Raw genomic sequence first — 23112 nt, 5'->3', positions numbered from 1 at the left:
GATACCCCCCTATGCTGACGTGGCCGCTGCAAATGCTCTCGCTCGCGATCTGCACGCCCTCGTGCCACCAAGCGCGCCAACCAGCACCGGTTGCGCGGCCAAACGACCCTTGAAACCTCAGAAAAACCGCCCTTTATGGACGCGCACTAGACTAGGCCGCCACTCGGCCGTTTGCGCTGACATAAACCTGCAGCCAGCCCAGCACCCGTCCCCAGCCCTCGGCATGCTCGGCTGCCGCTTCAACGAGGCCGGCAAAGCCGCCATGGCAAATGGTGACACGTGTGCCGGTGGCGATCGGCTCCAGGAGATAGGCGACCTTCGTCTCCCGCCGGCCAAGCGTCGGATGGTCCCATTCGTATTTGCGCGTCTGCACGATCCTGCGCGGCGCTTCGATCTCGAGGAATTCGCCGCCGGCGGGCAGGCGCCTGCCGTCAGCCGTCCTCACGATGACGGACCAGCGCCCGCCGACGCGAAGGTCGGCCGACCAGCCGGTCATCCGATATATGTCGGCGGAGCCCCACCAACGCTCGACCTCGTCCGTGACGAGCGCGCTGAAGACGCGCTCTGGAGGCGAATTGATGTCGGCGCTGGCGAGAACAGTCTCGCCATTGGTCATGGCATGCATGGTGGGCATCATGGCAGCCTCGGAAAAGAATTGTTTCGATACCGAAACGGTCACGCCTTTGATGCCGGATGCGACAGGCCCTTGCCGGTTTCGAGCAGGCTTTTCAGGCTGGACAGGATGAGCGGCCAGCCGTTGGCGACGTTCTCGATCAGCTTGTGCGGGCCGTCGGCTTCATGGGTAACGGCGAGCTTCATCATCTCGCCTTCCTGCTCGATGGTGAAGGTGCAGCGGGTGTAGCCGTCGGCCCTGACCTCGGGCATGAACTCGTTGCGCCATTTGAGCACGAGGCGCCTGGGCGGATCGATCTCGAGGACCTCGCCGCTGTCGGTGACGCGGCCATCGGGATAGACCATCTTCCACGCCGAACCCTGCTTCCAGTCGCTCAACAGCTGGACGCCGAGGAAATATTGCTGCTGGAACTCCGGCTCGGTCAGCGCCTCCCAGAGCTTTTCGGGCGTGGTGCGGATGTAGGTCACGTAGACGAAGGCGTTGGTCATGGCTCTTCCCTTTCGAGGCGTTTCTTCAGGTCGCTGAGCGCGCCGAGGCGACCGCGCTCGAATTTGCCGATCCAGCGTTCGGCGATCTCGCTGATGGGAACGGGGTTCAGATAGTGTTCCTTCTCGCGCCCCCTGCGGATGGTCGAGACGAGGTTCGCCTCCTCCAGGATCGCCAGATGCTTGGTCACCGCCTGGCGCGTCATGTCCATCTGCTCGCACAGTGCGTTCAGTGTCTGCCCGTTCCTTGCATAGAGGCTGTCCAGCAATTGCCGGCGCGTCGGGTCGGCCAATGCGCGAAAGACTGCATCCATGCTCATTGCTCTAACATGCAACCATTTGGTTGCATGTCAAGGGACAATGACAGCCATGTGCGAAGGCGTCCGCTCTACGAGGTATATTGGTGCAGGAATCGCAGAAGGCGTCAGCGCTGGCGGCCGAACCAGAAGGCGTCGGGCATGCGCGCCTTGCCGATGCGTTCGTAGAAGCCGACCGCGTTAGGCATCGAAATCAGGCTTATGGCAACCGAAGGTCCGAGTTGTCGGCGCGCCTCGTCCATCAGGCCCTTGCGATGCCGAGCCCTTGCGCGGATTTGGAAACGGCGAGCTCGGAGAGATAGCACATCCAGGAGAAGTCGGTGACGCCACGCGCGATGCCGACCAGTGGCTTGCCAATACGTCGAGGCGTGCGGTCAGCACCAGGTTGGCGCTGAGGAGCATCGCCTTCAGACGGGCATCATCGTCGATAGGACGTGCGGCGCCGAGGCCGGATTCGACCAGCACGCAGCGGTACTCGGCTGCGTCGAGGGCTGGTTCGCTGGCGTAAAGTATGGCGGGGCGTTTGCTCATGGTGTCAGGTTGCACCAACGAACGACCATCTTGAAGCGGTTTTTGCCCTGCGAAACAGCCGCCTTTTATTTGCCCGCAGCTTTGTGTAAACCGAGCGCCAGCAAATTCCCCGCAGCGAAAACAAGACGGGCAAGGACCATGGAAAAATTCACCAAGCTCACCGGCGTCGCCGCGCCGATGCCGATCGTCAATGTCGATACCGACATGATCATCCCCAAGGACTATCTCAAGACGATCAAGCGCACCGGGCTTGGCACAGGGCTGTTCGCCGAAATGCGCTACAAGGACGACGGCTCGGAAAACCCGGACTTCGTGCTCAACAAGCCGGCCTACCGCAAGGCGCAGATCCTGGTCGCCGGTGACAATTTCGGCTGCGGCTCGAGCAGGGAACATGCGCCGTGGGCGCTGCTCGATTTCGGCATACGCTGCGTCATCTCGACCTCGTTCGCCGACATTTTCTACAACAACTGCTTCAAGAACGGCATCCTGCCGATCACCGTCAGCCCGGAGGATCTGGAGAAGCTGATGGACGACGCCTCGCGCGGCTCCAACGCGACGCTGTCGATCGATCTCGAGGCCAAGGAGATCCGCGGGCCGGATGGCGGCGTGGTCACATTCGATCTCGACGACTTCAAGCGGCACTGCCTGCTCAACGGGCTCGACGACATCGGGCTGACCATGGAGAAGGCCGGCGCCATCGCCTCGTTCGAGAAGAAGAACGCCGAGCAGCGGCCCTGGGCCTGAACGAGGTGCGCAGCAGGTAAAGCAGCAGGTAAGACGGAAGGGAATGCCATGACACGCTCGCTTCTTGCCGGTGCTTGCGGGCTGGCGTTGATCCTGATGCCCGCAGCGAGCGCGTATGCCCAGACACAGGCGCCCGCCGCCGATCAACCTGCAGCAGACCAGTCAGGCACCGACGATGCGGCCGCTTCCGACGACGACAAGCAGGCGCCGATCCCGTTCGATGGCGGCCAGCTGACCATCACGCAGAAGACGGAGGACGGTGAAAGGGTGCTCGCCTTCGACGGCAAGGAGCTGGCGAGCAATTATGACGTCTTCTTCGACAGAATAGTCGAGATCGGCGGCGTCAAGGTGGCGCTGGTCGATGTCGGCGACGGCGGCAACCAGTGCGGCCCGGCCAAGGTGATCGTCTGGAAGCCGGAAGGCGGCACCATCCAGAGCACCACGGTCGAGCAGGACGAATGCGGCGCGCCGCCGGCTGCGGTTGCCGACAACGCCATCTATTTCGTGCCCTATCTCCTGCCGGGAGATTCGAAGCCGGCACTGCAATGGTCGCCCACCGACGGGCTGACGATCTCAGGCAATCTCACCTACATGCCGGATCCCGGTACGGATTGGAAAGACATCGATCCGGCGAAATACGATAACATCATCGACGCCTTCCATAACGAGGCTGTCTATAAGCAAGCCGAGACGCTGCTCGGCAAGGACATGCCCGACATGGCGACCAGTCTTCTGGTCGGCGGCGGCACGGAGAAAACAGCCTCGGGCGCCTTCTATGCCAGCGGCTGCGTGCCGCATGACTGCGGCGGCAATGACGGCTTCATGGCGGTGGACCCCGCCAATCACAAGCTCTACTTCGCCCGCCGCGGCGACAGTGGCGAACCGAATGCCTGGCCCGACGTGAAGACGTGGCCGGCCGATGTGAAGGAAGCGCTGGACAAGGCGCTTGGCTCGCCGCAGTAGGCCACCATGGCTTCGTCATCCCGGGCGAAGCGGGGCGCAGACCCCTGGGATCCAAGTGCGGCGGTGAAGAATGAAGCCGATCTGTAGCGATCCTTCGCGCCCCCTCTGTCCTGCCGGACATCTCCCCCACTGGTGGGGAGATCGGATGTCACTTCGGCTTTCGCTAATCTCCGCCGTCGCAGGAATAGGCGGAGCGCCGAAGCTGCCAATCTCCCCCCAAGTGGGGGAGATGTCCGGTAGGACAGAGGGGGGCGCTGTCCAGGGCGCTGTCCCTCCGGCATCTCAGCTGTCCCTCTGGCATCAAAAGTGTCTGCATCACTGCTGCCCAACAGTCCGGCCCGTCTGGCCTATGGCCGGGTGGTCCCTTTTCCTCCAAAATGGCCGGGAGAATTAACGAGGAACCATGCGCCAACTGATCTCCACCGGCTCGCCCTTCGAGAAGACCGCCGGCTATTCGCGCGCGGTGGTACAGGGTGACTGGTGTTTCGTTTCCGGAACGACCGGCTACGACTATGCGACCATGTCGATGCCGGAGACGGTCGAGGCGCAGACGCGCAATTGCCTGTCGACAATCGCCAAGGCGCTGCAGGTCGGCGGCTTCGCGATGGCCGATGTGGTGCGAGCGCACTACTACATCACCGACCGAGCCTTCGTCGACATCGTCTTCCCGATCCTTGGCGAGGTTTTCGCCGAGATCAGGCCGGCGGCGACGATGATTGTCTGCCAGCTCAACAAGCCGGAGATGAAAATCGAGATCGAAGTGACGGCGCTGCGGCGCACGGTTGAAGCACGGCCATGAAAGTCCGGCGCATCGTTGCCAATATCGAAACGCGCGATATCGCGGCGGCCAAGCGCTTTTACCAGGATGTGCTCGGCCTCAATCTCATGATGGATCACGGCTGGATTGCCACCTACGGGTCACAAGCAAAAATGACTGTCCAGATCAGCTTCGCTGTCGAAGGCGGCTCCGGGACGCCGGTGCCCGACCTGTCGATCGAGGTCGACGATGTCGAGGCGGCACTTGAGGGCATGAAGCAGGCCGGGTTTGTCATCGAGTATGGACCGGCGGACGAGCCCTGGGGCGTGCGGCGCTTCTTCGTGCGCGACCCTTTCAGCAAGCTGGTCAACATTCTCTCGCATCGGTGACGGCATCGCTGCGGCGCAGACCTTGCGAGACGCCGGCGTGAAGGATCGCCATAGAGTGGCGTTCGTCCTCCATCACTGCGTTCCTCCTTGCGCGCCGGCCACTTGGCGTTTAGCAAGGCCGCGGTTCAAATTTCTTTCCGGGACGGTTCTCCATGGCTTCGAAAAATCTTCTCCTGCTCGCCGGCGACGGCATCGGCCCCGAGGCAATGGCCGAGTTGAAGAAACTGATTGCTGCCATGAACGAAAAGCTCGGCAGCGGCTTCGTCACCGACGAGGGCCTTGTCGGCGGCTGCGCCTATGACGCGCACGGCGCAGCGATTTCCGATGCCGACATGGCCAAGGCAATGGCTGCCGACGCGGTGCTGTTCGGCGCCGTCGGCGGGCCGAAATGGGATTCGGTGCCTTACGAAGTGCGCCCGGAAGCTGGGCTGCTGCGCTTGCGCAAGGACATGGAGCTGTTCGCCAATCTGCGGCCCGCCATCTGCTATCCGGCGCTGGCGGCGTCGTCCTCGCTCAAGCAGGAAGTGGTCGAAGGGCTCGACATCCTGATCGTACGCGAACTCACCGGCGGCGTCTATTTCGGCGAGCCGAAGCAGATTGTCGATCTCGGCAATGGCCAAAAGCGCGGCATCGACACGCAGGTCTACGATACGTTCGAGATCGAGCGCATTTCCGGCGTCGCCTTCGAGCTGGCGCGCACCCGCCGCAACCATGTGACTTCAATGGAAAAGCGCAACGTGATGAAATCCGGCGTGCTGTGGAACGAGGTCGTCACCCAGACCCACAAGGCTAGATATGCCGACGTCAAGCTCGACCACATGCTGGCCGATGCCGGCGGCATGCAGCTGGTGCGCTGGCCGAAGCAGTTCGACGTCATCGTCACTGACAATCTGTTCGGCGACATGCTGTCCGACATCGCCGCCATGCTGACCGGCTCGATCGGCATGCTGCCTTCGGCATCGCTCGGCGCCCCGGATGCGAAGACGAAAAAGCGCAAGGCGCTCTACGAGCCCGTGCACGGTTCGGCGCCCGACATTGCCGGCAACGGCATCGCCAACCCGATCGCCATGATCGCCTCCTTCGCCATGTGCCTGCGCTATTCCTTCGGCATGGTGGCTGAGGCCGATCGGCTGGAAAGCGGGATCGCCGCGGTACTCGACGATGGCCTGCGCACCAGGGATATTTTCTCGGTGGGCATGACCGAGGTCGGCACCGCTGAGATGGGCGACGCGATCATCGCCAAGTTCCTGGGCTGATCATATGGCGGTCGACGTCCGCTGGGCGACGGCCGGGGACGCGGCGGCACTCGCCACCGTACTGTGCGAGATGGCGGTGCATTACCGGCAGGCGCCTCTCGACGCCGAGCGGGCTTTGTCGGCTTCGCAAAAGTGGCTTGGCCTGGAAAGCCCGGCCTATCCGCATTTCGCACTGGCCTTCGTCGATGGTGAGGTTGCGGGCCTGGCTTCGGTCGCGATCGCGCATCCAGGCATCGATCTCGAGCGGCTCATGTTCCTGAAGGACCTGTTCGTGCCGACAATGCCCGCAATGCAGGCGTCGGCCGGGCACTGATTGCGTTTCTCGCCGACCATTGCCTCAGCCAAGGCATCGGCCGCATCGACCTGACCACCGAGGACTGGAACGAGGGCGCGCTGCGTTTCTACGCGCGGCTCGGCGTCGAGCGCCACGGCCAGAAGATTTTCCTCAGACTGTCCGGCGAGGCGTTGGAGACGGCCGCTAGATCCTGACACCCGCCGGCATCTGACCCCCGGGATTTTCGCCAAATTGAGATGGAACAAGCCCGAAGACGAGCAACGCCACGCCACCGAGAACTGGCGTGAAGCAGAGCAAGGCAAGCCAGCCGGTCAGGCCGATGTCGTGCAGACGCCGCACGACAAGCGCGATCCACGGCAGAATCGTTACCAGCCCGAAAAGGAGGGCAGGAACGTACCCGATCGACGTCCTTGGGCCGTCATCGAAACCGCTTGTCGCCAGGTTGAGGAGAATGCCGAAACCGAATAGCGCGATGAGCACGATGATCGAGCAGAGACAGAAAGCCCAGAACTCCTTGCGGCGGGCGCGGCCGGTGAAATTGCGATAGTCATCGCCAAGCGCACGCCGGAAATAGGCCCACAAGCCCATCGATTGGGCCGGCTGGTTTTCGGCGGAACGGCCAGGCCGTTGCGGTTGGGCCGCGCGTGACGGCGGCGTATCGCTGGCTGCTGTCGTTACGGCGACGATATCGTGCGCCGTCCTGTCGTCCGCCCGAAACTCGACAAGCGCGCGCCTAGCAAGCGACACTCCCTGGCCCACATCCTCACGCGTGAAGATATAGCGCTTGCCATCCACCCCGTTGATATAGCCGTAGTCCTGATCCTCATCGTAGGTGAAACACTGTGCCGCGCATTGCCTTCCCCCTTGCATGCGTTCTCCCCTACTACTACTACTAAAAGTTGTATGTGATCGCAATATGCACGTTGCCGCTAAATTCTGACGCCAGCCGGCACCGGGCCCCACTGGTTTTCGCGGCCCTGCGTCGGGATCAGCGCGAAGACCAGGATGATCAGGCTGCCGATCGTCGGGATGAAGACCAGCAGATAGAACCAGCCAGACAGGCCGATATCGTGGATGCGGCGAACGGTGAGGCCGAGGCTGGGCAGGAACGTTGCCAGCAGGAAAAGGCCGCAAAGGCCGACAGTCACCACCGCCGATTCATTGCCGTCGAAGTTGCCGATCGCCTCGTCGATGAACAGGCCGACGCCGGCGACCACTATCGACGAGATCACCCAGAACAGAAAATAGCCCCAGTATTCCTTGCGGCGGGCGCGGCCGGCGAAGTTGACATAGTTTTGCGTCAGGGCGCGCCAGAAATAGCTCCACAGTCCGGTGGCCTCAGTAGGCCCGCTGTCAGCAAAACGACCGAAATGCTGTGGCTGAGCCGCGCCCGTGGCAGGTGTATCGCTGGCTTGCGGCATTGCGGTGGTTGCAGTAGGCGCTGTGGCGGTCGGACTGACCGGATGGGCGCTGATCGAAAAAATGTCGCGCGCCTTGCCGCCGCCCGGCTGGAATTCGACGGTCGTGCCCCTGGCCATTGACGCTTCGCGGCGCAGATCCTCGCGCGTGAAGGTGTAGCGGTTGCCGTCGGCTCCAGTGATGAAGCCAAAGCCCTGGTCTTCATCATAGTGAAGAACTTCGCCGCGCATGTCCTGCCCACCCCTCGCCCGCGCTCAGACTGTTCAAAGTTCTGGCAGTTCGCAAGGGGCATGCATAAAAATGCCGCCGGCCGTCTCCAGCCGCCAATCTCCAAGGTTTGCGTTGCACTGAAAAAGAACTGTCGACGTTCGCTGCGGATCGGCTTCCAACCTGGCAGAATCAATGTGTCGAGGGAACTAAGCCGGCCGTTTCTTCGATTTCTTGTGTTTCGCTGGTGCGGTCTTGTCGAATTTCGGCTTGCCCGGCTTCTTCGCCCAGGGCTTTGCCTCGGATGCGCCGGCGGGGCGCTGGTCGGCTGAATGCGTCGCGCGTTTCTCGAATTTCGGCTTTGGCGCATTCTGGTCGAAAATCCGCTTGCCGCGGTGCGGCTTCTTGTCCGGCCGCGGCTCCTGGTAGCCGGCTCGCGACAGGTCGGGCGTGCCGTCCAGCCGCTTCACCGCGATGTTGTTCTGCAGCCTGCGGTCGGGGCCGATTGCCTGGAGAAACCGATCGGCCCAATCGGCGGCGATCTGCACGAAGGTTTCCTCCGGCTGCATCTTGATGGCGCCGATCTCGCGCTTGCTGATGCCGCCGGTCCGGCACAGCATCGGGATCAGCCAGCGCGGCTCGGCATTCTGCCTGCGTCCGACCGAAAGCGAGAACCAGACGCTGTCGCCGAAATCATCGCGGCGGCTGGGCTGCTCGTCGCGACGGGCAGGCCTGTCGCCCGACGATGTGAATGGCGCCACTTCCAGAAGATCCTCGGGCGCCGAGCGGCTGGAGCGGCACAGACGCACGAAGGCGGCCGCCACCAGTTCGGCACCGCGTTGATCGAGAAGCGCGCCGACAAGACCGCGCTCCTCGTCCTTCAAAGGTTCGCTGAAGGCCGGATCGGCGAGGATACGCTCATCGTCGCGCCGCAGGACATCGTCGGCCGAGGGCGGGCTCGCCCATGTCGCGGCAAGGCCGGCATTTTGCAGCAGCCGTTCGGTGCGCCTGCGGGCATTGTTCGGCACGATAAGGGCGCTGACGCCTTTTCGTCCCGCCCGTCCCGTCCGCCCGCTCCGGTGCAGCAGCGTCTCCGGGTTGGTCGGCAGGTCGGCGTGGATCACCAGTTCGAGGTTGGGCAGGTCGATGCCGCGTGCCGCGACGTCGGTGGCGATACAGACCTTTGCCCGGCCGTCGCGCATTGCCTGCAGCGCGTGGCTGCGCTCGTTCTGGCTCAGTTCGCCGGAAAGTGCCACGACGGAAAAGTTGCGGTTGTTGAAGCGGGCGGTCAGGTGGTTGACGGCGGCGCGGGTATTGCAGAACACCAGCGCGTTCTTGGCCTCGTAGTAGCGCAGCACGTTGATGATGGCGTTTTCCCGGTCGGCCTGCGCAACGCTCAGCGCCCGGTATTCGATGTCGAGATGCTGCTTCTCCTCGCCGGCGGCCGAGATGCGCACCGCATCGCGCTGATAGCTCTTGGCCAGCGTGGCGATGGAGCGCGGCACGGTGGCCGAAAACATCAGCGTGCGGCGCTCGGCAGGAGCGGCGTCGAGAATGAATTCCAGGTCCTCGCGAAAGCCGAGATCGAGCATCTCGTCGGCCTCGTCGAGCACCACGGCCCGGAGCGCCGACATGTCGAGCGAATTACGGGTGATGTGGTCACGCAGGCGGCCGGGGGTGCCGACGACGATATGGGCGCCGCGCTCGAGCGCGCGCCGCTCGGTGCGCATGTCCATCCCACCGACGCAGGATGCAACCGTCGCACCGGTCAGCTCATAGAGCCATTCCAGCTCGCGCGTCACCTGCAGGGCCAGTTCCCGCGTCGGCGCCACCGCCAGCGCCAGCGGCGCGGCTGCGTCGGAAAAGCGCTCGGCGCCGTCCAGCAGCGTCGGTGCCAAGGCCAGGCCGAATGCGACGGTCTTGCCGGAGCCGGTCTGCGCCGAAACCAGCGCATCGGCCTGCCCGAGCTCGGGGGCAAGGACCGCCTTCTGCACTGGCGTCAGCTCGACATAGCCGCGTTTTTCCAGCGCTTTGCCAAGCGCAGGAACAATAGCTTCGAAGTTGGACATCTCACTCTTTCGGAATTCGGATTCTTTTATGCCCGGCAACGGGTCATCCGTCGGCGGCGCCCGGGAGCACCCATGAGCCAGACGATTTATCTGTTCGTACTTCGCGACGCCGCCATTGTACAGGGCAGGCGCCGCGATTGACTCTTTACGCAAACCGCGTAAAAGCCGGCACCGAACGGGATAGTTTTCGATGCGCGGCCTGTTGATGGCGCTCCTTGCAATCGACTTCCCTGGCCACAATGCAAGGCATTGGGCCGGGCGCGTCGGCGCGTCTGCCTGTTTCAGCAAAACCACGGCCAAAATGACCACTAAAACGGTCTGATTCCCTTGGCCTAACCACCCTCTCCCGGGTCCGGCCCGGGGGCTGAAACCCGCACCGGCCGGCGGGTTTTCTCCAAAAACCGAGCGGAGAGGACAGGAGATTTCGATGAGTTTCAAGGTTGCTGTCGTCGGTGCCACGGGCAATGTGGGCCGGGAAATGCTCAACATCCTAGAGGAGCGCGGCTTTCCGGTGAGCGAAGTGGTGGCGCTGGCATCGCGGCGCAGCCAGGGCACGGAAGTGTCGTTTGGCGACCGCACGCTGAAGGTCAAGTCGCTCGATCAGTATGATTTTTCCGACACCGACATCTGCATCATGTCGGCCGGCGGCAACGTCTCGAACGAATGGTCGCCCAAGATCGGCAAGCAAGGCTGCGTTGTCATCGATAATTCGTCCGCGTTCCGTTACGACCAGGACGTGCCGCTGATCGTGCCGGAAGTGAACCCGGACGCGATTTCCCTGTTCACGCGCAAGAACATCATCGCCAACCCGAATTGCTCGACGGCGCAGCTGGTGGTGGCGCTGAAGCCGCTGCATGATGCGGCGACCATCAAGCGCGTCGTCGTCGCCACCTACCAGTCGGTGTCGGGCGCCGGCAAGGAAGGCATGGACGAGCTGTTCACGCAGACCCGCGCCGTGTTCGTCGCCGATCAGGTCGACGTCAAGAAGTTCACCAAGCGCATTGCCTTCAACGTCATCCCGCATATCGACGTCTTCCTCGATGACGGCTTCACCAAGGAAGAATGGAAGATGGTGGCCGAGACCAAGAAGATGCTCGACCCCAAGATCAAGCTGACCGCGACCTGCGTGCGGGTGCCGGTGTTCATCGGCCATTCGGAAGCGGTCAACATCGAGTTCGAAAAGCCGATCACCGCCGACGAAGCGCGCGACATCTTGCGCGATGCGCCGGGCTGCCAGGTGCTCGATAAGCGCGAGGACGGCGGCTACATCACGCCGCTCGAATCGGCCGGCGAGGACGCCACCTTCATCTCGCGCATCCGCGAGGATTCGACCATCGACAACGGCCTGTCGATGTGGATCGTCTCCGACAATCTGCGCAAGGGCGCGGCGCTGAATGCCGTTCAGATCGCGGAGTTGCTGGTCGAGCGCGGGCTGATCCAGCCGAAGAAGAAGGCGGCTTAGTTTTCGCTCACGGGCCGTATCGCCGCTGCCGCGGCGGGCCCTCCGCGGGGCGCCGGATGACCGGCGGCCCGCAGTCGCGGGCTCGGCCTTCGGCCGATTTTTTCGCTCACGGGCCGCACCGCCGCTATCGCGGCTGGCCCTCCGCGTGGGGCGCCGGACGACCGGCGGCCCGCAGTCGCGGGCTCGGCCCTCGGCCGAATAGTCCCTTCTCTGCTTGGGGCGCGTCGCTTCGCCCTCATCGCCGGGTCTCCTCCGCCAGTCTTTCCAGTATCGCCAGCGCCTCTTCCGCCCGGTCGGCGGGGACGAACAAATGGTCGTGGTAGAAAGCCGAGACAGGATTGACGCCCATGCCGGCGGCGGCCAGCCGCGTGGTGATCGCGGCGAGGAAGCCGACCGCCTCCAGCGACGAATGAATGTTCAGCGTCACAATGCGGCAACGGAATACGGCTTCCAGGCCAGCTGCCCTGGCCCTGTCTTCAGGCACGATCAGCGTCGTGCCCTCGCGCTCGCGAAACAGCATCACCGGCTCGAGATTTTCGGGAACGGGCGCATCAGCAGGCAACGTGACGAAGACATGGACGCCGGCAAGCAATTCCGGCTCCATCGCGCCCAAAAGTTTTTTCAGATCGGTCTCGCCGGCCATTCATTCTCCCACCGGTTGGCGCTGCGGCAGCATGAGCGATCACGCGCCTTCGATGTCCTCCCAATAGTCCATCGTCGATGATTTTCGATAGCCCTCGCCGGTCAGCCTGACGCCGACCCGCCCCGACTCGGGGTAGACGATGACATCGTGCGGGTTGCGCTCGCCAACGAGCAGATAGCGGCAGATGGCGTTGGTGTGATTGTAGAGGGAATGCCCGACCTTCTGGCCGGCCGGAAAACATACATAGTCACCAGCGTTCATCACGTAGTTCTTGTAGCCAAGCCGCAGGGTCAGCGAGCCCTGCAATATGTAGGCGTGCTCTTCTTCCAGCATGTGATAGTGCGACGGGTTGGTTTTCCTTGCCCGGGTCCAATTCTTCCAGAACCACGCCGACATGGGTGCCGCCGGCAAAGTTCGAAAGATGTCGCCAGCTGGACCAAAGCGGCTGCCTCTGGTGAAGATCTCGGCGGGAACCGTTCCAGCCGCGAAAGGCTCCGAAATGCCGTCAGCGTTGATCGCTTCAGGTTTTTCCATGGCGCTTTCCTTCCGTTTCTGCGTGCCGGCCAAGGCGTGCAACCACTGCCGCCGGAGGTCAAGCGTCGATTGCCGGACACGCAGGTTCCATCGTCCCAAAAGAATCTGGCGCGTGTCGGATCATCGCCTCATGCAGCGTCCTTGGCTCGACACCTGGCCAAGAGGGCCGGTGCTTGAACCAAAACATGGGAGGAACATCAATGACCATTTCTCAAACAGCACCCGTCTCGCCGCGCGCCCTGTGGACCGGCCGCGTGCTCAGCGCCGTCATCGTGCTGTTCATGATCTTCGACGGCGTCATCAAACTGCCGCCGCTCGACATCGTCACCCAGACCATGGTGCCGCTCGGCTGGCCGGCCGATCCCAATGTCGCGCGCATGCTCGGCATCATCGGGCTGGTCTCGACCGCGCTCTACGCGCTGCCGCGCACCTCTGTGCTCGGCGCCATCCTGCTCACCGGTTATCTCGGCGGCGCCATCGCCACCAATATGCGTGTCGGCAGCCCGCTGTTCTCGCACACGCTGTTCGGGGTCTATCTCGGCATTATCCTGTGGGGCGGCCTGTTCCTGCGCGACCCCAGGATGCGCGAGCTGATCCCGTTCACCCGATAGGTGTGGCGGTAGCTGCCAAGGCATTGACGAACGCCGTTGTTCGTTCAACGGATCGAATCCCGCACCTGCGCGTTATCGCGCAAGGCGTGTGGCGGCGTTTTCCCGGTCGGGAGGAGCGAACATGAAAACGACAATGCTTTTGATGGCCCTGCTGATACCGCTCGGCGCTTGCTCGCAAACGGAAAAGGGCGCAGCGATCGGAGGATTGGGCGGCGCGGCGGTTGGTGCTGCGGTGGCCGATAATGCGGTTGAAGGTGCGGTGGTCGGTGGCGCTGTCGGTGCCGTTGCGGGCGCGTTGATTGGCCATGCCAGCGAGCGTGGTCAATGCCGTTACCGCGATCGCTATGGTCGCGTCTACGTCGCCCGCTGCCCGCGCGGCTATTGATAGAAACGACGGCTGTGTAAAGCGATAAAATCGGGGTAGCAAAACGGCGGGCACAGGCCCGCCGTTTTCATAATGTCCAGGCGAATTATTCGGCGGTTGCGGCTTCCGTCTCGGCCGGTGCGGCTGCCGCAGCGGCAACAGCAGCAGCGGCATCTTCCTGAGCCTTCTTCAGCAGTGTAGCGCGTTCCTGCGCCTTCTTGCCGGGCTCGGCCTTCTTCGGGTTGGAGCGGGCCTCGCGCTTGGCGATGCCGGCCTCGTCGAGGAAGCGCAGCACGCGGTCGGTCGGCTGCGCGCCGTGCGACAGCCAATGCTTGACGCGGTCGGCGTCGACCTTGACGCGTTCGCCGTCCTTGGGCAGCAGCGGGTTCCACGAGCCGAGCGACTCGATGAAACGGCCGTCGCGCGGCGAACGCGCGTCGGCGACGACGACGTGGTAATAGGGACGCTTCTTCGAGCCCGCGCGGGCCAGTCTGATCTTCAGTGCCATTCTTTTTCTCCTAAAAGCTCTGATTTCGTTGATCGGGTAACGGCTAATTCTCAGCCGGTTTTCGTGACGCCGTTGGAAGCGGCGATGTGTTCATGATGGCGGATGACTTCGCGGACGACGAAGTTCAGGAATTTTTCCGCGAAATCCGGATCAAGATGTGCGTCCTTCGCCAGCTGGCGAAGGCGGGCGATCTGCTGTTGCTCGCGCATCGGATCGGCCGGCGGCAAGCCATGCGTGGCCTTCAGCACGCCGACCGCCTTGGTGCAGCGGAAACGCTCAGCCAGCATATGGATAAGCGCCGCGTCGATGTTGTCGATCGAAACGCGGTAGTCGGCCAGGATAGCGAGAGCGTCGGCCATGTCCTTTTCTTCGTTCATGGCGCCCTCACTTCTTCTTGCCGAGACCGGGCAGCCCGCCGCCGCCCATTCCGGGCAAGCCGGGAAGCTTCGTGCCGCCGGGCAATCCAGGCAGGCCGCCACCGCCAGGGAGACCGCCGGGCAGGCCCTTCATGCCGCCAAGACCTGCGGCCTGTGCCTGCTTCTGCAGCGCTTCGAGCTGCTTGGGATCCATCTTAGACAGATCCGGCATGCCGCCGCCCATTCCCGGCATACCGCCCCCGGGCATCATGCCGCCGAGGCCCATCTTCTGGGCGAGCCCACCCATCATGCCGCGCATCAGGCCGCCGCCTTTGCCCTTGCCGCCCATCGCCTTCATCATGTCGGCCATGCCGCGATGCATCTTCAGCAGCTTGTTGATCTCGGCCGCGTCGGTGCCGGAGCCGGCGGCGATGCGCTTCTTGCGCGAATGTTTCAGAATATCGGGATTGGCGCGCTCGGCCTTGGTCATCGAGGAGATGATGGCGAGCTGGCGACGGAACATCTTGTCGTCGAGGCCGGCGGCGGCCATCTGGTCCTTCATCTTGCCCATGCCCGGCATCATGCCCATGATGCCGCCCATGCCGCCCATCTTCGACATCTGCTGAAGCTGGCCGGCAAGGTCGTTGAGGTCGAACTTGCCCGACTGCATCTTCCTGGCCATCGCCGCCGCCTGCTCGGCGTCGATGTTTTCGGCAGCCTTTTCGACGAGGCTGACGATGTCGCCCATGCCGAGAATGCGGTCGGCGATGCGTTTGGGATGGAATTCCTCCAGCCCGTCCATTTTCTCGCCGGTGCCGATCAGCTTGATCGGCTTGCCGGTGACGGCGCGCATCGAGAGCGCCGCGCCGCCACGGCCGTCGCCGTCCATGCGGGTCAGCACGAGGCCGCTGATGCCGACGCGCTCATCGAAGCTTTTGGCCAGGTTGACGGCGTCCTGGCCGGTCAGCGAATCGGCAACCAGCAGGATCTCGTGCGGCGACGACACCTTCTTGATGTCGGCCATCTCGACCATCAACGGCTCATCGATATGGGTGCGGCCGGCGGTATCGAGGATGACCACGTCGTGGCCGCCGAGCTTGGCTGCCTGCACAGCACGGCGGGCGATGTCGACCGGCGTCTGGCCGGCGACGACAGGCAGTGTCGCGACCTTGACCTGCTCGCCGAGCTGGCGCAGCTGCTCCTGCGCGGCGGGACGCCGCGTGTCGAGCGAGGCCATCAGCACCTTCTTGTTCTGACGCTCGGTGAGGCGCTTGGCGATCTTGGCCGTGGTCGTCGTCTTGCCGGAGCCCTGCAGGCCGACCATCATGACGACGACTGGGGCCGGTGCATTGAGATCGATGGCGACGCCTTCGGCGCCCAGCATCTCGACCAATTCGTCATGGACGATCTTGACGACCATCTGGCCGGGCTTGATCGACTTGACCACGGCGGCGCCGACAGCCTTCTCGCGCACCTTGTCGGTGAAGGAACGCACCACTTCCAGAGCCACGTCGGCTTCGAGCAGCGCGCGGCGCACCTCGCGCAGCGCCGCCGAGACGTCAGCCTCCGACAGCGCGCCGCGGCCGGTCAGGCCGTTCAGGATGGAGCCAAGGCGCTCTTGCAGGGAGTCAAACATTGGTCAGCCCGCCGCGCGACAGCGCCTTGGATTCATGTTGATCCCTGTCGGGCCGATGGCCCTCCACGCCTCTTGTGCGCTCCTGTAGTGATTCAAACATTCTTTTTCCTTTTCCCTGGCACCCGGATAGTGCCCGAGAGGTAGTGCTTTCGCGCCAAGTGTCCAAGCAAAAGCTGGTCCAGCAAAGCCCATCCAGGCAAAGCACAAAGCCAAAAGGCACCCGGGGGCGCACAGCGCTGCCGGATGTTGGCCTCCAGGATCGGTTTACAGCACTTCACCTCAAAGAGGTTTCGGCGTCCTGGTCGGCTTGCTCGGAGGAATACTCGTCGCGGAATTCGACGCGTGTAGACAGCAAACGGGCCGCAGAGTCAAGACAAAGGCCGAATGAAGCCGCCGCTCCGGCTCAAGCCAACACTTCGCCGTCGAGGATCCGCGCATAGAGATGGAGATAGTTGCTTGCGGTCTGCTCGATCGAAAAACGGTCGGCGGCCGTATCCCGGCAGCGCTGCGGCGAAAGTCCGGCAACAGCGGCAAGGGCTGCGGCGAAATCCGCGTCGGTATCGAAAAACCGCCCGGTTTCGACGTCGACAATCTCCGGCAGGGCACCGCGCGGCGTCGTCAGCACCGGCGTTCCGCACAGCATGGCCTCGACCGGTGCCATGCCGAACGGCTCTTCCCAGGCGATCGGATTGAGGAAGGCTCTTGCCTCGCCCAGCAAGCGCAGCTTCTCATCGCCGTCGACGAAACCGTGGAAACGGTAGCGCGGCCCCAGGCTCTTGAGGAAGACGCGGTCGCGCCGGACCTGGCTGCGCGTCAGCAGCTTCCAGCGCGAGCCGCCGGCGATGTCCAAAGGGAAATCGAATTTTTTCGCCAACTCGACGGCGCGATTGAGGTTCTTGCCGGCGCGCGCGATGCCGGCGAGAAACAGCAGGCGGTCATTCTTCGAGCCGGCCAGCCGGTAGGAATCCACTGGAAAGCCGTTGTAGACGAAGGTCTTCCTGCCGTGATTGCGGGCGTGGCTGGCGCTGACGAAACTCCAGTTGAGCTGCGGCCGGGGCATTTCCGGGGAATAACCGTGCTCGGTGTTGAGGGCCGGGTAGGGAACCTTGATGTACCAGCCGTTGAAATGAACGATGTCGCTGTCGGCCGGGATGGCAGCCCGGCATTGTGCTTCCGAGGATGCCTGCCGGACCTCAAAAAGCGGATGGCTCGAGCCACGTCCGGCGACCAGTACGACGCGGTGGCCGAGGCGGACCAGTTCGCTCGCCAGCCATTCGACCTGCCGCTCGGTGCCGCCATAGCCCTTGCATGGGATTGCTCCTTTTACCACCAATGTGACGCGCATTCAGTTCGGTCCGCCGGGTCGCGAACCAGAACCTGATCCATCCCGAAGGATTCGGGATGGGGCTCTGTCTTTTTGTTTGACCATGATTTTTGCTGAAAACCGGTTTTTCGGGATCATGGTCTCTCCGGCTGAACCTTCAGCGGCGAGCGTGGATGCAGCAGCAACAAGATCGTCAATAGGCTGCTGCTGATGCCGATCGTAGCGATGAGGACGGCATCTGATGTCGTCCAGCCGGCGCCCTCGAGCGGTTTTGCGTTGAACAGCGCGAAAGAATTGTAGCTTTCCTGGTGCGAAATCAGCAGGAACCCGGTCAGATTGTTGCCGAGATGGGCGCCGAAGGCTGCACCCAGATTGCCGGTCACATAGACCAGAAGGGTCAACAGCAGCACAAAGGCGACGATCGAGGCCAGCACGCAGATATTGATGGCGGCCGTCGCGGCGAAACTCCAATGCAAGGAGGTGAACAGCAGTCCTGGCAGCGCTGCCCAGATCAAGGGATTGCGGAACCGGTTCGCCAGGCCTCTCAGCAGATAGCCGCGGAACAGCACCTCCTCGGAGGATGTCTGCAGCAGGGTCAGCGCCACGATCGGGACCAGAAACAGCAGCCAGGACGACAGGCTGATCGCACCACGCGTGATCTCGGGCTGCAGCCAATAAAGCAGGATCTCGGACACAAGCGAGGTGATCAGCACGGCGGCCAGGCCGTTGAGGAAACCCGCGCCTGAAATCCGGCGGCTGGCGCCGATCAGCGCCGACAGGGGCTCGTGGTGGACCCAGCGCATGGCAACCCATAGGCCGAGCCAGATTCCGCTGAACGAGGCAAGCGCGGCGAGAATCCCGGCGGGCGATGCGAGGAAGTTCTGCACTGCCCCGCCCGTCGGCGGTGCGGCGCCCGTCGAGGCCTGCCAGAGGACAAATGAATAGGTACCACCGAGCAGCACGGCCAAGGTCGTTGCGACCCAGAACAGGACGACAATCGCCGTTCCAAGCAGGAGACGGGGCAGAGTCGTCGTGTCGTTCGGCGAGCGCCGGTAGCGCTCGAAGGCGGCTGGATCGATGTTCACGCGGGTCCCTTCAGCATCGGGCCGCAGGTCTACCGCATCGGCCCGGAAATCGAAAATCGATTTTCGGAAAGCACGATGCGCAGATTCAAAAGTGTCAGCGTCCTTCGCGCGCCCAAAAGGACGCGCGGCGCTCTATCGGATCGGGTCCCTCCGCACAATCATCCTTGTGGCGCCCTAAACAGGGCGGCGGCCGCCGGAGGAAAGCGGCCGTCCTGTGGCTGGTTCTGTCAGCGTGCGACGTAGACGATGCGCCGCGTGCCCGGATCGACCAGCGTCGGTTGATCGTTCAGATAGACATAGCGGTAGTCGTAGTCCGGAATCTCGCGCAATTCGACGGTGTCGGGCACAATTGCACCCGGAACCACCTCGCTCTCGAGATAGACGGGCTCGAGCCTATGCTCTCTGACGTAGGTACGAACTTCTACCGGTGGCCGAACGATGGGTTCGGGGGAGACGATAGCTCCGGTATAGACGTCGGTGTCAACGGGCGGTGCAATGACGGCCACTTCGGCATTGGCCGGGCGCCGCGTCAGCACGATCGTGTTACCGCCGAAATTGGCCGTGACGTAGTCGGAATAGACCCAACCCCGGCCATTGGCTTCGGCGATGGTGCACCATTTGCTGTTTGCGAGGCAGCCTTCGAGCGTTGCCGACTGGCCGGCGGCCAGCACACCGATGACCGGATATTGCGAGCCAGGGCCGGCACGCACGTTGAGATTGGTGACAGCCGAGACGGCGGTATCGGCCAGCGCCGCGCCCGACATTGCGACCAACGCTCCGGCGACGGCAGGAAACAGTATGCGTCTCATGGTTTCGCTCCATTTCATGATCCCTCGCGAACGAAAACGAAGCAACGCCTTATGCGTTCCGGCTAAAAAGCCTGGGCCGGCTCACGATTTGTTCCCTTTTCTTTCGGCAAATTCGTCAGCAGCTCATGGACGAAAGCCAGTTTTTGCGCCGTCACGTCCGAGATGACGAATGGGTAGAGGTCGGGCAGACCCATGCAGCGGTTGATCGAGTTGGAAGCCTCCGACAGCACCAGCCAGCGGTCGAGGATGGTTTCGAAGGGCGCTGCAGCGGCGGCCGACGGCCCCGCTTGTAGCCCGCCGCCGGTGTCGGTCCGCGGCGGAACGTTGGCCTCCATGGTGTCCAGCTGGCCGAGGGGAAAGTTCAGTGCATGCACCATCTCCAGCGTGTCGGTGATGTGCAAATGGTGCGCCCAGGTCTCGGCCCAGTCCTCCCACGGATGGGATGTGGCATAGGCGGAGATATGGCCCGTTTGCCAGTCGGGCACGGCGCCGTTGGCGTAATAGGCCTTCAGCGCCTGCTCGTAGTCGGCGCGGTCGTCGCCGAACAGCGCGCGAAAGGCCGAGAGCCGTTGTGGGTCGTCGCGGATCAGGCGGTCCCAATAGTAATGGCCGAGCTCATGGCGGAAATGACCGAGCAGCGTGCGGTAGTTCTCGCCCATCTCGATGCGCCGCCTCTCGCGCTCGGCCGAATCCGCTTCGGCCACATTGAGCGTGATCAGGCCGTTGTCGTGGCCAGTCAGGATGCGCTCGCCGCCGGGACCGCCGCCGATCGGATCGGCAAGGAAGTCGAAGGCGAGGCCAGCCTCGTCGCCAGGGTTCAGCTTGGGCGCCACCGGCAGCCCGAAGGCGAGCAGCGAGTAAATGGCGCGCTTCTTTGCCGCCTCGACGCGGGCCCAGCGGAGGCGATTGTCGTAGACGGAAAGGTCGGGAATCAGCTGGTTCAGCACGCAGGCGCGGCAGAAGGCGTGGCCCGGTTCCGCCGTCCAGTTGCAAGCGCACTCGTCGGCGTTGGTGCACTGGAAGACGCCGTCGGTGCCGGACAGCGTGAAGCGCGCCTGTCCCGGATCGTAGAGCACGAGGCTGGCGCAGTTCAGGCACCGAGCATTCTCGAAATAGAGCCGGTGGCCGCAATGCGGGCAGTCGAACAGCTTCATCTCAGCCTCTCATCATCAGGCCCGGCAATATAGTGTGGAGCGGCGTGTTGCCCAAACGACGGCGTTCCACACGATGAGGCGGTGCTATTGCACCGCAAGCTGGGTGGCGACCTGCCGCGCCACACTCTCGCCCGACAGCCTTGCGCCGCCGCAGGTCTGCATCAGCGGGCCAGCCAAATGCTCGCCGGCGAAGAAGATTCTTTCCGCCACCGGCTGCATCAGCGTGGCGCGCGCCTCGGAACGGCCGGGTCGGGCCGCCGCATAGGCGCCGCGCACGAACCGCTCGCCGCCCCAATTGGTCATCATGGCGCGTCCAACATGCTTGCGCACGTCGCCGCCGAAGATGCCGCACAACCGGTCGACGACGAAGTCGATGCCTGCGGCCTCGCCTGCCGCCGACATTTCCCAGGGGAAATCGCCGCCGACGAAACCGACCATCAGGTCAAGGTCGAAGGGAAAGCAAAGGAAATAGATGTCGTGCCTGGCCATCCTTTCGATCAGCAGGTCGTCGAAGGGCTGCAGCCCAAGCCTTGTTCCCCTGATCTCGACCGGCAGCTTGGTCAGCATGCCCATCGGCAGGTCGAAGAAGGCGGCGAAATGTGGATCGGGGAGCGCCGGCAGGAATTCGATCTCCTCGAAGGCGAGCACCGCTGGCGAGGCGGTGACGATAACCGCCCTGGCGCGAATGGTGCCGCGATCGGTGACGCAGGCGACCCCGGGTCCGTCCCAGAGGATTTTTCGCACCGGCGTCGACAGTTCGACCGGCACGTCAGCCCCGAAACGGGCGACCAGCGCGCCGAACCCCTGCTTGCTGAAATAGTTCGGATCGAGATCGGCGGCAGCCTGAAAATCACGGATCGATATTTCGGGCTCGTCGGCACCGAAATCCATCGGGCCAGCGAAGTGGCCGCTGCACGTGGCGCGTGGCCCTTGGCAAGCAGCGCCGCAAGACGGTCGTCGTCACCATCCTTCACCTGATGCGCGGCGAGCACTGGAACAGTCGTGCATCAGCCGCCTTCATCTCGGCCTCCTCGGCTTCGCTTGCCTTGTGCTTGCGGTAGTAGAGGTGATCGACATTCATGTCGTGGTGATGCAGCGTCCAGCCGGCAGCCTGCGCCTCGGCAAAATAGGGGTTGCGGTCGGCGGCGTGCAGCCAGGCACAGCCGATGTCGAAAGGGGCGCCGAAATGCTGGTCGCTGGTCCAGGCGCGGCCGCCGATGCGGTTCATCGCCTCGAACAGCCTGAAGGAAAGGCCGGCGGCACGCAGGGTCTTGGCAGCCGAAAGCCCCGCCGAGCCCGCGCCGACGATCACGACATCAACGTCTTCCATGTCTATACGAGCCCCCGCCACAATAATTACTTGATCGTAGGCAAATTCCCCGGCATTCGCCAGCGGTGAGCGCCACGTATGGCGTGAGGGCGGTGACAACCGGGCGTTTCACTGGCAATTTCGCAACCGGGACGTGATTCAGGCAACCAGGAGAGAACAACATGGCATTTTTTGCCAAGGGAAAGATGTTTGCAGCAGCCGCGGTGGTGGCGGTGCTTGCGCTGGCGACGGGCGCGAAGGCGGCCAGCTGTGGCAAGAACAGCGCTGGCTTCGATGCGTGGAAGCAGGACTTTGCCGCGGAGGCTAAGGCCGACGGTGTCGGCTCGAGAGGTCTGGCTGCTCTGGCTAGCGCGACCTACGCAAAAAGGACGATCGCCGCCGACCGCGCCATCCATAAGGCTTTCAGCGGCTCGGTGGAAAACTTCATGAAGCGCCGTGGCGCGTCCGCGATCATTTCCAAGGGCCGTTCGTTGAAGAAGTCGAACGCGGCGCTGTTCGACAAGATTGAACGGACCTACGGCGTGCCGCCGGGTGTGTTGCTCGCCATTTGGGGGATGGAGACTGGCTTCGGTGCCTCCATGGGCAGCCAGAATACGGTCTCTGCCATTTTAACGCTTACTTATGATTGCCGCCGCCCGGAGTACTTTTACCCGCATGCCATTGCAGCCCTGAAGCTGGTTGATCGCGGAACGTTGACCGCCTCGTCGGTCGGCGCCATGCATGGCGAGATTGGCCACACGCAGTTCCTGCCCGGAAATGTTTTGAAGTACGGAGTCGGCAACGGAAATCTGCGCGACAGGAATACTGCGTTGGCTTCCACCGCCAACTACCTCAAGGATCATGGTTGGCAGGCCGGCGCGAGCTATCAGGCGAATATGGGCGCAATTGCTGGCTGGAATTCCGCGAGCGTCTATCAACAGGCCATCGCCCGCATCGCCACGGCGATCGATGCCGACTGATAGAAATCTCTATTCGATGGAAAGCCCGGCCATGCGCCGGGCTTTTGTTGATGGTCTAGAGCATTTCACGGCCTGGGGCGCTATCCGCCCAACACCGCAGCCAGTGCATAATCCGTGACTTTCCCACACCGGAATGGCTGCTTAGGGTGTGCGCCGTGACAAGGCGGCACTTTCCAGTGGGTGCAAACCCCACCCGGCAACCGCTCCAGCCGGAAGCAATCGGAGCAGGCATGGAGGAGACGAAATGTCTGAAGCCTTCGATTAGCGGGTC

Annotated in this window: 29 protein-coding genes; 11 read left to right on the top strand and 18 right to left on the bottom strand. The window is 63.2% G+C overall.

Going from position 1 to position 23112, the window contains the following annotated elements:
- Window positions 1-151 precede the first annotated feature (151 nt).
- The 4 genes from EN859_RS33765 to EN859_RS40610 form a co-directional block, all read right to left on the bottom strand.
- Window positions 152-637, bottom strand: a complete 486-nt coding sequence (locus tag EN859_RS33765) for an SRPBCC domain-containing protein (RefSeq protein WP_127856906.1) — start codon at window positions 635-637, stop codon at window positions 152-154.
- 38 nt (window positions 638-675) lie between these two features.
- Window positions 676-1122 carry an SRPBCC family protein gene (locus tag EN859_RS33760; protein WP_127856907.1) on the bottom strand — a complete coding sequence of 149 codons (447 nt, stop codon included), beginning with the start codon at window positions 1120-1122 and terminating at the stop codon, window positions 676-678.
- Complete coding sequence (locus EN859_RS33755) at window positions 1119-1433, bottom strand: metalloregulator ArsR/SmtB family transcription factor (protein ID WP_210237742.1); 315 nt, start codon at window positions 1431-1433, stop codon at window positions 1119-1121. The genes EN859_RS33760 and EN859_RS33755 overlap by 4 nt, the downstream gene beginning before the upstream one ends.
- A gap of 110 nt (window positions 1434-1543) precedes the next feature.
- The gene (locus EN859_RS40610; RefSeq protein WP_348632963.1) at window positions 1544-1678 is read right to left on the bottom strand and encodes a hypothetical protein; all 135 of its coding nucleotides are present in this window, start codon (window positions 1676-1678) and stop codon (window positions 1544-1546) included.
- A gap of 427 nt (window positions 1679-2105) precedes the next feature.
- On the opposite strand from EN859_RS40610, the gene leuD reads away from it, so the two are divergent.
- The 7 genes from leuD to EN859_RS39930 all read left to right on the top strand — a co-directional run bounded on the left by leuD (window position 2106) and on the right by EN859_RS39930 (window position 6565).
- Window positions 2106-2711, top strand: coding sequence for a 3-isopropylmalate dehydratase small subunit (leuD, locus tag EN859_RS33745; RefSeq protein WP_127856909.1), 606 nt, complete (start codon window positions 2106-2108; stop codon window positions 2709-2711).
- 48 nt (window positions 2712-2759) lie between these two features.
- A complete protein-coding gene (locus tag EN859_RS33740) occupies window positions 2760-3674 on the top strand; it encodes a hypothetical protein (RefSeq protein ID WP_127856910.1) in 915 nt (304 codons plus the stop codon).
- A 403-nt stretch (window positions 3675-4077) separates the two neighbouring features.
- A complete protein-coding gene (locus EN859_RS33730; RefSeq protein ID WP_127856911.1) occupies window positions 4078-4473 on the top strand; it encodes a RidA family protein in 396 nt (131 codons plus the stop codon).
- Complete coding sequence (locus EN859_RS33725) at window positions 4470-4820, top strand: VOC family protein (RefSeq protein WP_127856912.1); 351 nt, start codon at window positions 4470-4472, stop codon at window positions 4818-4820. Before EN859_RS33730 ends, EN859_RS33725 begins: the two co-directional genes overlap by 4 nt.
- A 152-nt stretch (window positions 4821-4972) precedes the next feature.
- Window positions 4973-6076 carry a 3-isopropylmalate dehydrogenase gene (gene leuB / locus EN859_RS33720; RefSeq protein WP_127856913.1) on the top strand — a complete coding sequence of 368 codons (1104 nt, stop codon included), beginning with the start codon at window positions 4973-4975 and terminating at the stop codon, window positions 6074-6076.
- A 4-nt stretch (window positions 6077-6080) separates the two neighbouring features.
- The gene (locus EN859_RS39935; RefSeq protein WP_245525846.1) at window positions 6081-6389 is read left to right on the top strand and encodes a hypothetical protein; all 309 of its coding nucleotides are present in this window, start codon (window positions 6081-6083) and stop codon (window positions 6387-6389) included.
- On the top strand, window positions 6386-6565 hold the full coding sequence (locus tag EN859_RS39930; protein WP_348632964.1) for a GNAT family N-acetyltransferase: 180 nt from the start codon (window positions 6386-6388) through the stop codon (window positions 6563-6565). The genes EN859_RS39935 and EN859_RS39930 overlap by 4 nt, the downstream gene beginning before the upstream one ends.
- Here the strand turns inward: EN859_RS39930 and EN859_RS33710 are convergent.
- From EN859_RS33710 to EN859_RS33700, 3 genes are all read right to left on the bottom strand, one after another.
- A complete protein-coding gene (locus EN859_RS33710) occupies window positions 6555-7241 on the bottom strand; it encodes a DUF805 domain-containing protein (protein ID WP_245525845.1) in 687 nt (228 codons plus the stop codon). The genes EN859_RS39930 and EN859_RS33710 overlap by 11 nt on opposite strands.
- Before the next feature lie 59 nt (window positions 7242-7300).
- Window positions 7301-8020: a DUF805 domain-containing protein gene (locus EN859_RS33705; RefSeq protein WP_127856914.1), complete on the bottom strand. Its 720-nt coding sequence runs from the start codon at window positions 8018-8020 to the stop codon at window positions 7301-7303.
- Between the two features lie 186 nt (window positions 8021-8206).
- Window positions 8207-10066, bottom strand: coding sequence for a DEAD/DEAH box helicase (locus tag EN859_RS33700; RefSeq protein ID WP_127856915.1), 1860 nt, complete (start codon window positions 10064-10066; stop codon window positions 8207-8209).
- A gap of 427 nt (window positions 10067-10493) precedes the next feature.
- Between EN859_RS33700 and EN859_RS33695 the strand changes: the two genes are divergently transcribed.
- Window positions 10494-11528 (top strand): aspartate-semialdehyde dehydrogenase, encoded by a 1035-nt coding sequence (locus EN859_RS33695; protein ID WP_127856916.1) that lies wholly within the window; start codon window positions 10494-10496, stop codon window positions 11526-11528.
- Between the two features lie 235 nt (window positions 11529-11763).
- On the opposite strand, the gene EN859_RS33690 is transcribed toward EN859_RS33695, so the two are convergent.
- Window positions 11764-12171 (bottom strand): ACT domain-containing protein, encoded by a 408-nt coding sequence (locus EN859_RS33690; protein ID WP_127856917.1) that lies wholly within the window; start codon window positions 12169-12171, stop codon window positions 11764-11766.
- Between the two features lie 39 nt (window positions 12172-12210).
- Window positions 12211-12705 (bottom strand): cupin domain-containing protein, encoded by a 495-nt coding sequence (locus tag EN859_RS33685; RefSeq protein WP_245525844.1) that lies wholly within the window; start codon window positions 12703-12705, stop codon window positions 12211-12213.
- A gap of 200 nt (window positions 12706-12905) precedes the next feature.
- Between EN859_RS33685 and EN859_RS33680 the strand changes: the two genes are divergently transcribed.
- Together EN859_RS33680 and EN859_RS33675 are read left to right on the top strand one after the other, a co-directional pair.
- Complete coding sequence (locus EN859_RS33680; RefSeq protein WP_127856918.1) at window positions 12906-13316, top strand: DoxX family protein; 411 nt, start codon at window positions 12906-12908, stop codon at window positions 13314-13316.
- 121 nt (window positions 13317-13437) lie between these two features.
- The gene (locus EN859_RS33675; protein WP_127856919.1) at window positions 13438-13701 is read left to right on the top strand and encodes a YMGG-like glycine zipper-containing protein; all 264 of its coding nucleotides are present in this window, start codon (window positions 13438-13440) and stop codon (window positions 13699-13701) included.
- 85 nt (window positions 13702-13786) lie between these two features.
- Here the strand turns inward: EN859_RS33675 and rpsP are convergent, their stop codons facing one another.
- The 9 genes from rpsP to EN859_RS39920 all read right to left on the bottom strand — a co-directional run bounded on the left by rpsP (window position 13787) and on the right by EN859_RS39920 (window position 21882).
- The gene (gene rpsP / locus EN859_RS33670) at window positions 13787-14188 is read right to left on the bottom strand and encodes a 30S ribosomal protein S16 (protein WP_127856920.1); all 402 of its coding nucleotides are present in this window, start codon (window positions 14186-14188) and stop codon (window positions 13787-13789) included.
- A 50-nt stretch (window positions 14189-14238) separates the two neighbouring features.
- Window positions 14239-14565 carry a chorismate mutase gene (locus EN859_RS33665; RefSeq protein ID WP_127856921.1) on the bottom strand — a complete coding sequence of 109 codons (327 nt, stop codon included), beginning with the start codon at window positions 14563-14565 and terminating at the stop codon, window positions 14239-14241.
- Window positions 14566-14572: 7 nt separating this feature from the next.
- The gene (gene ffh / locus EN859_RS33660) at window positions 14573-16180 is read right to left on the bottom strand and encodes a signal recognition particle protein (protein WP_127856922.1); all 1608 of its coding nucleotides are present in this window, start codon (window positions 16178-16180) and stop codon (window positions 14573-14575) included.
- Window positions 16181-16583: 403 nt separating this feature from the next.
- A complete protein-coding gene (locus EN859_RS33650; RefSeq protein ID WP_127856923.1) occupies window positions 16584-17525 on the bottom strand; it encodes a glycosyltransferase in 942 nt (313 codons plus the stop codon).
- Window positions 17526-17638: 113 nt separating this feature from the next.
- Window positions 17639-18589, bottom strand: a complete 951-nt coding sequence (locus tag EN859_RS33645) for a CPBP family intramembrane glutamic endopeptidase (protein ID WP_127856924.1) — start codon at window positions 18587-18589, stop codon at window positions 17639-17641.
- 227 nt (window positions 18590-18816) lie between these two features.
- A complete protein-coding gene (locus EN859_RS33640) occupies window positions 18817-19398 on the bottom strand; it encodes a DUF1236 domain-containing protein (RefSeq protein WP_127856925.1) in 582 nt (193 codons plus the stop codon).
- A gap of 62 nt (window positions 19399-19460) precedes the next feature.
- Complete coding sequence (locus tag EN859_RS33635) at window positions 19461-20552, bottom strand: putative zinc-binding metallopeptidase (protein WP_127856926.1); 1092 nt, start codon at window positions 20550-20552, stop codon at window positions 19461-19463.
- 84 nt (window positions 20553-20636) lie between these two features.
- Window positions 20637-21443 (bottom strand): FAD-dependent oxidoreductase, encoded by an 807-nt coding sequence (locus EN859_RS39925; protein ID WP_245525843.1) that lies wholly within the window; start codon window positions 21441-21443, stop codon window positions 20637-20639.
- A gap of 79 nt (window positions 21444-21522) precedes the next feature.
- Window positions 21523-21882 (bottom strand): FAD-dependent oxidoreductase, encoded by a 360-nt coding sequence (locus tag EN859_RS39920; RefSeq protein WP_245525842.1) that lies wholly within the window; start codon window positions 21880-21882, stop codon window positions 21523-21525.
- Between the two features lie 161 nt (window positions 21883-22043).
- On the opposite strand from EN859_RS39920, the gene EN859_RS33625 reads away from it, so the two are divergent.
- Window positions 22044-22841 carry a lytic transglycosylase domain-containing protein gene (locus tag EN859_RS33625; RefSeq protein ID WP_127856927.1) on the top strand — a complete coding sequence of 266 codons (798 nt, stop codon included), beginning with the start codon at window positions 22044-22046 and terminating at the stop codon, window positions 22839-22841.
- The last annotated feature ends 271 nt before the right edge of the window (window positions 22842-23112 follow it).

Source organism: Mesorhizobium sp. M00.F.Ca.ET.216.01.1.1, assembly GCF_004010325.2.
Taxonomy (GTDB): domain Bacteria; phylum Pseudomonadota; class Alphaproteobacteria; order Rhizobiales; family Rhizobiaceae; genus Mesorhizobium.
Note: the sequence above shows the minus strand (reverse complement) of the source record. Positions and strands in the feature narration are given on the sequence as shown.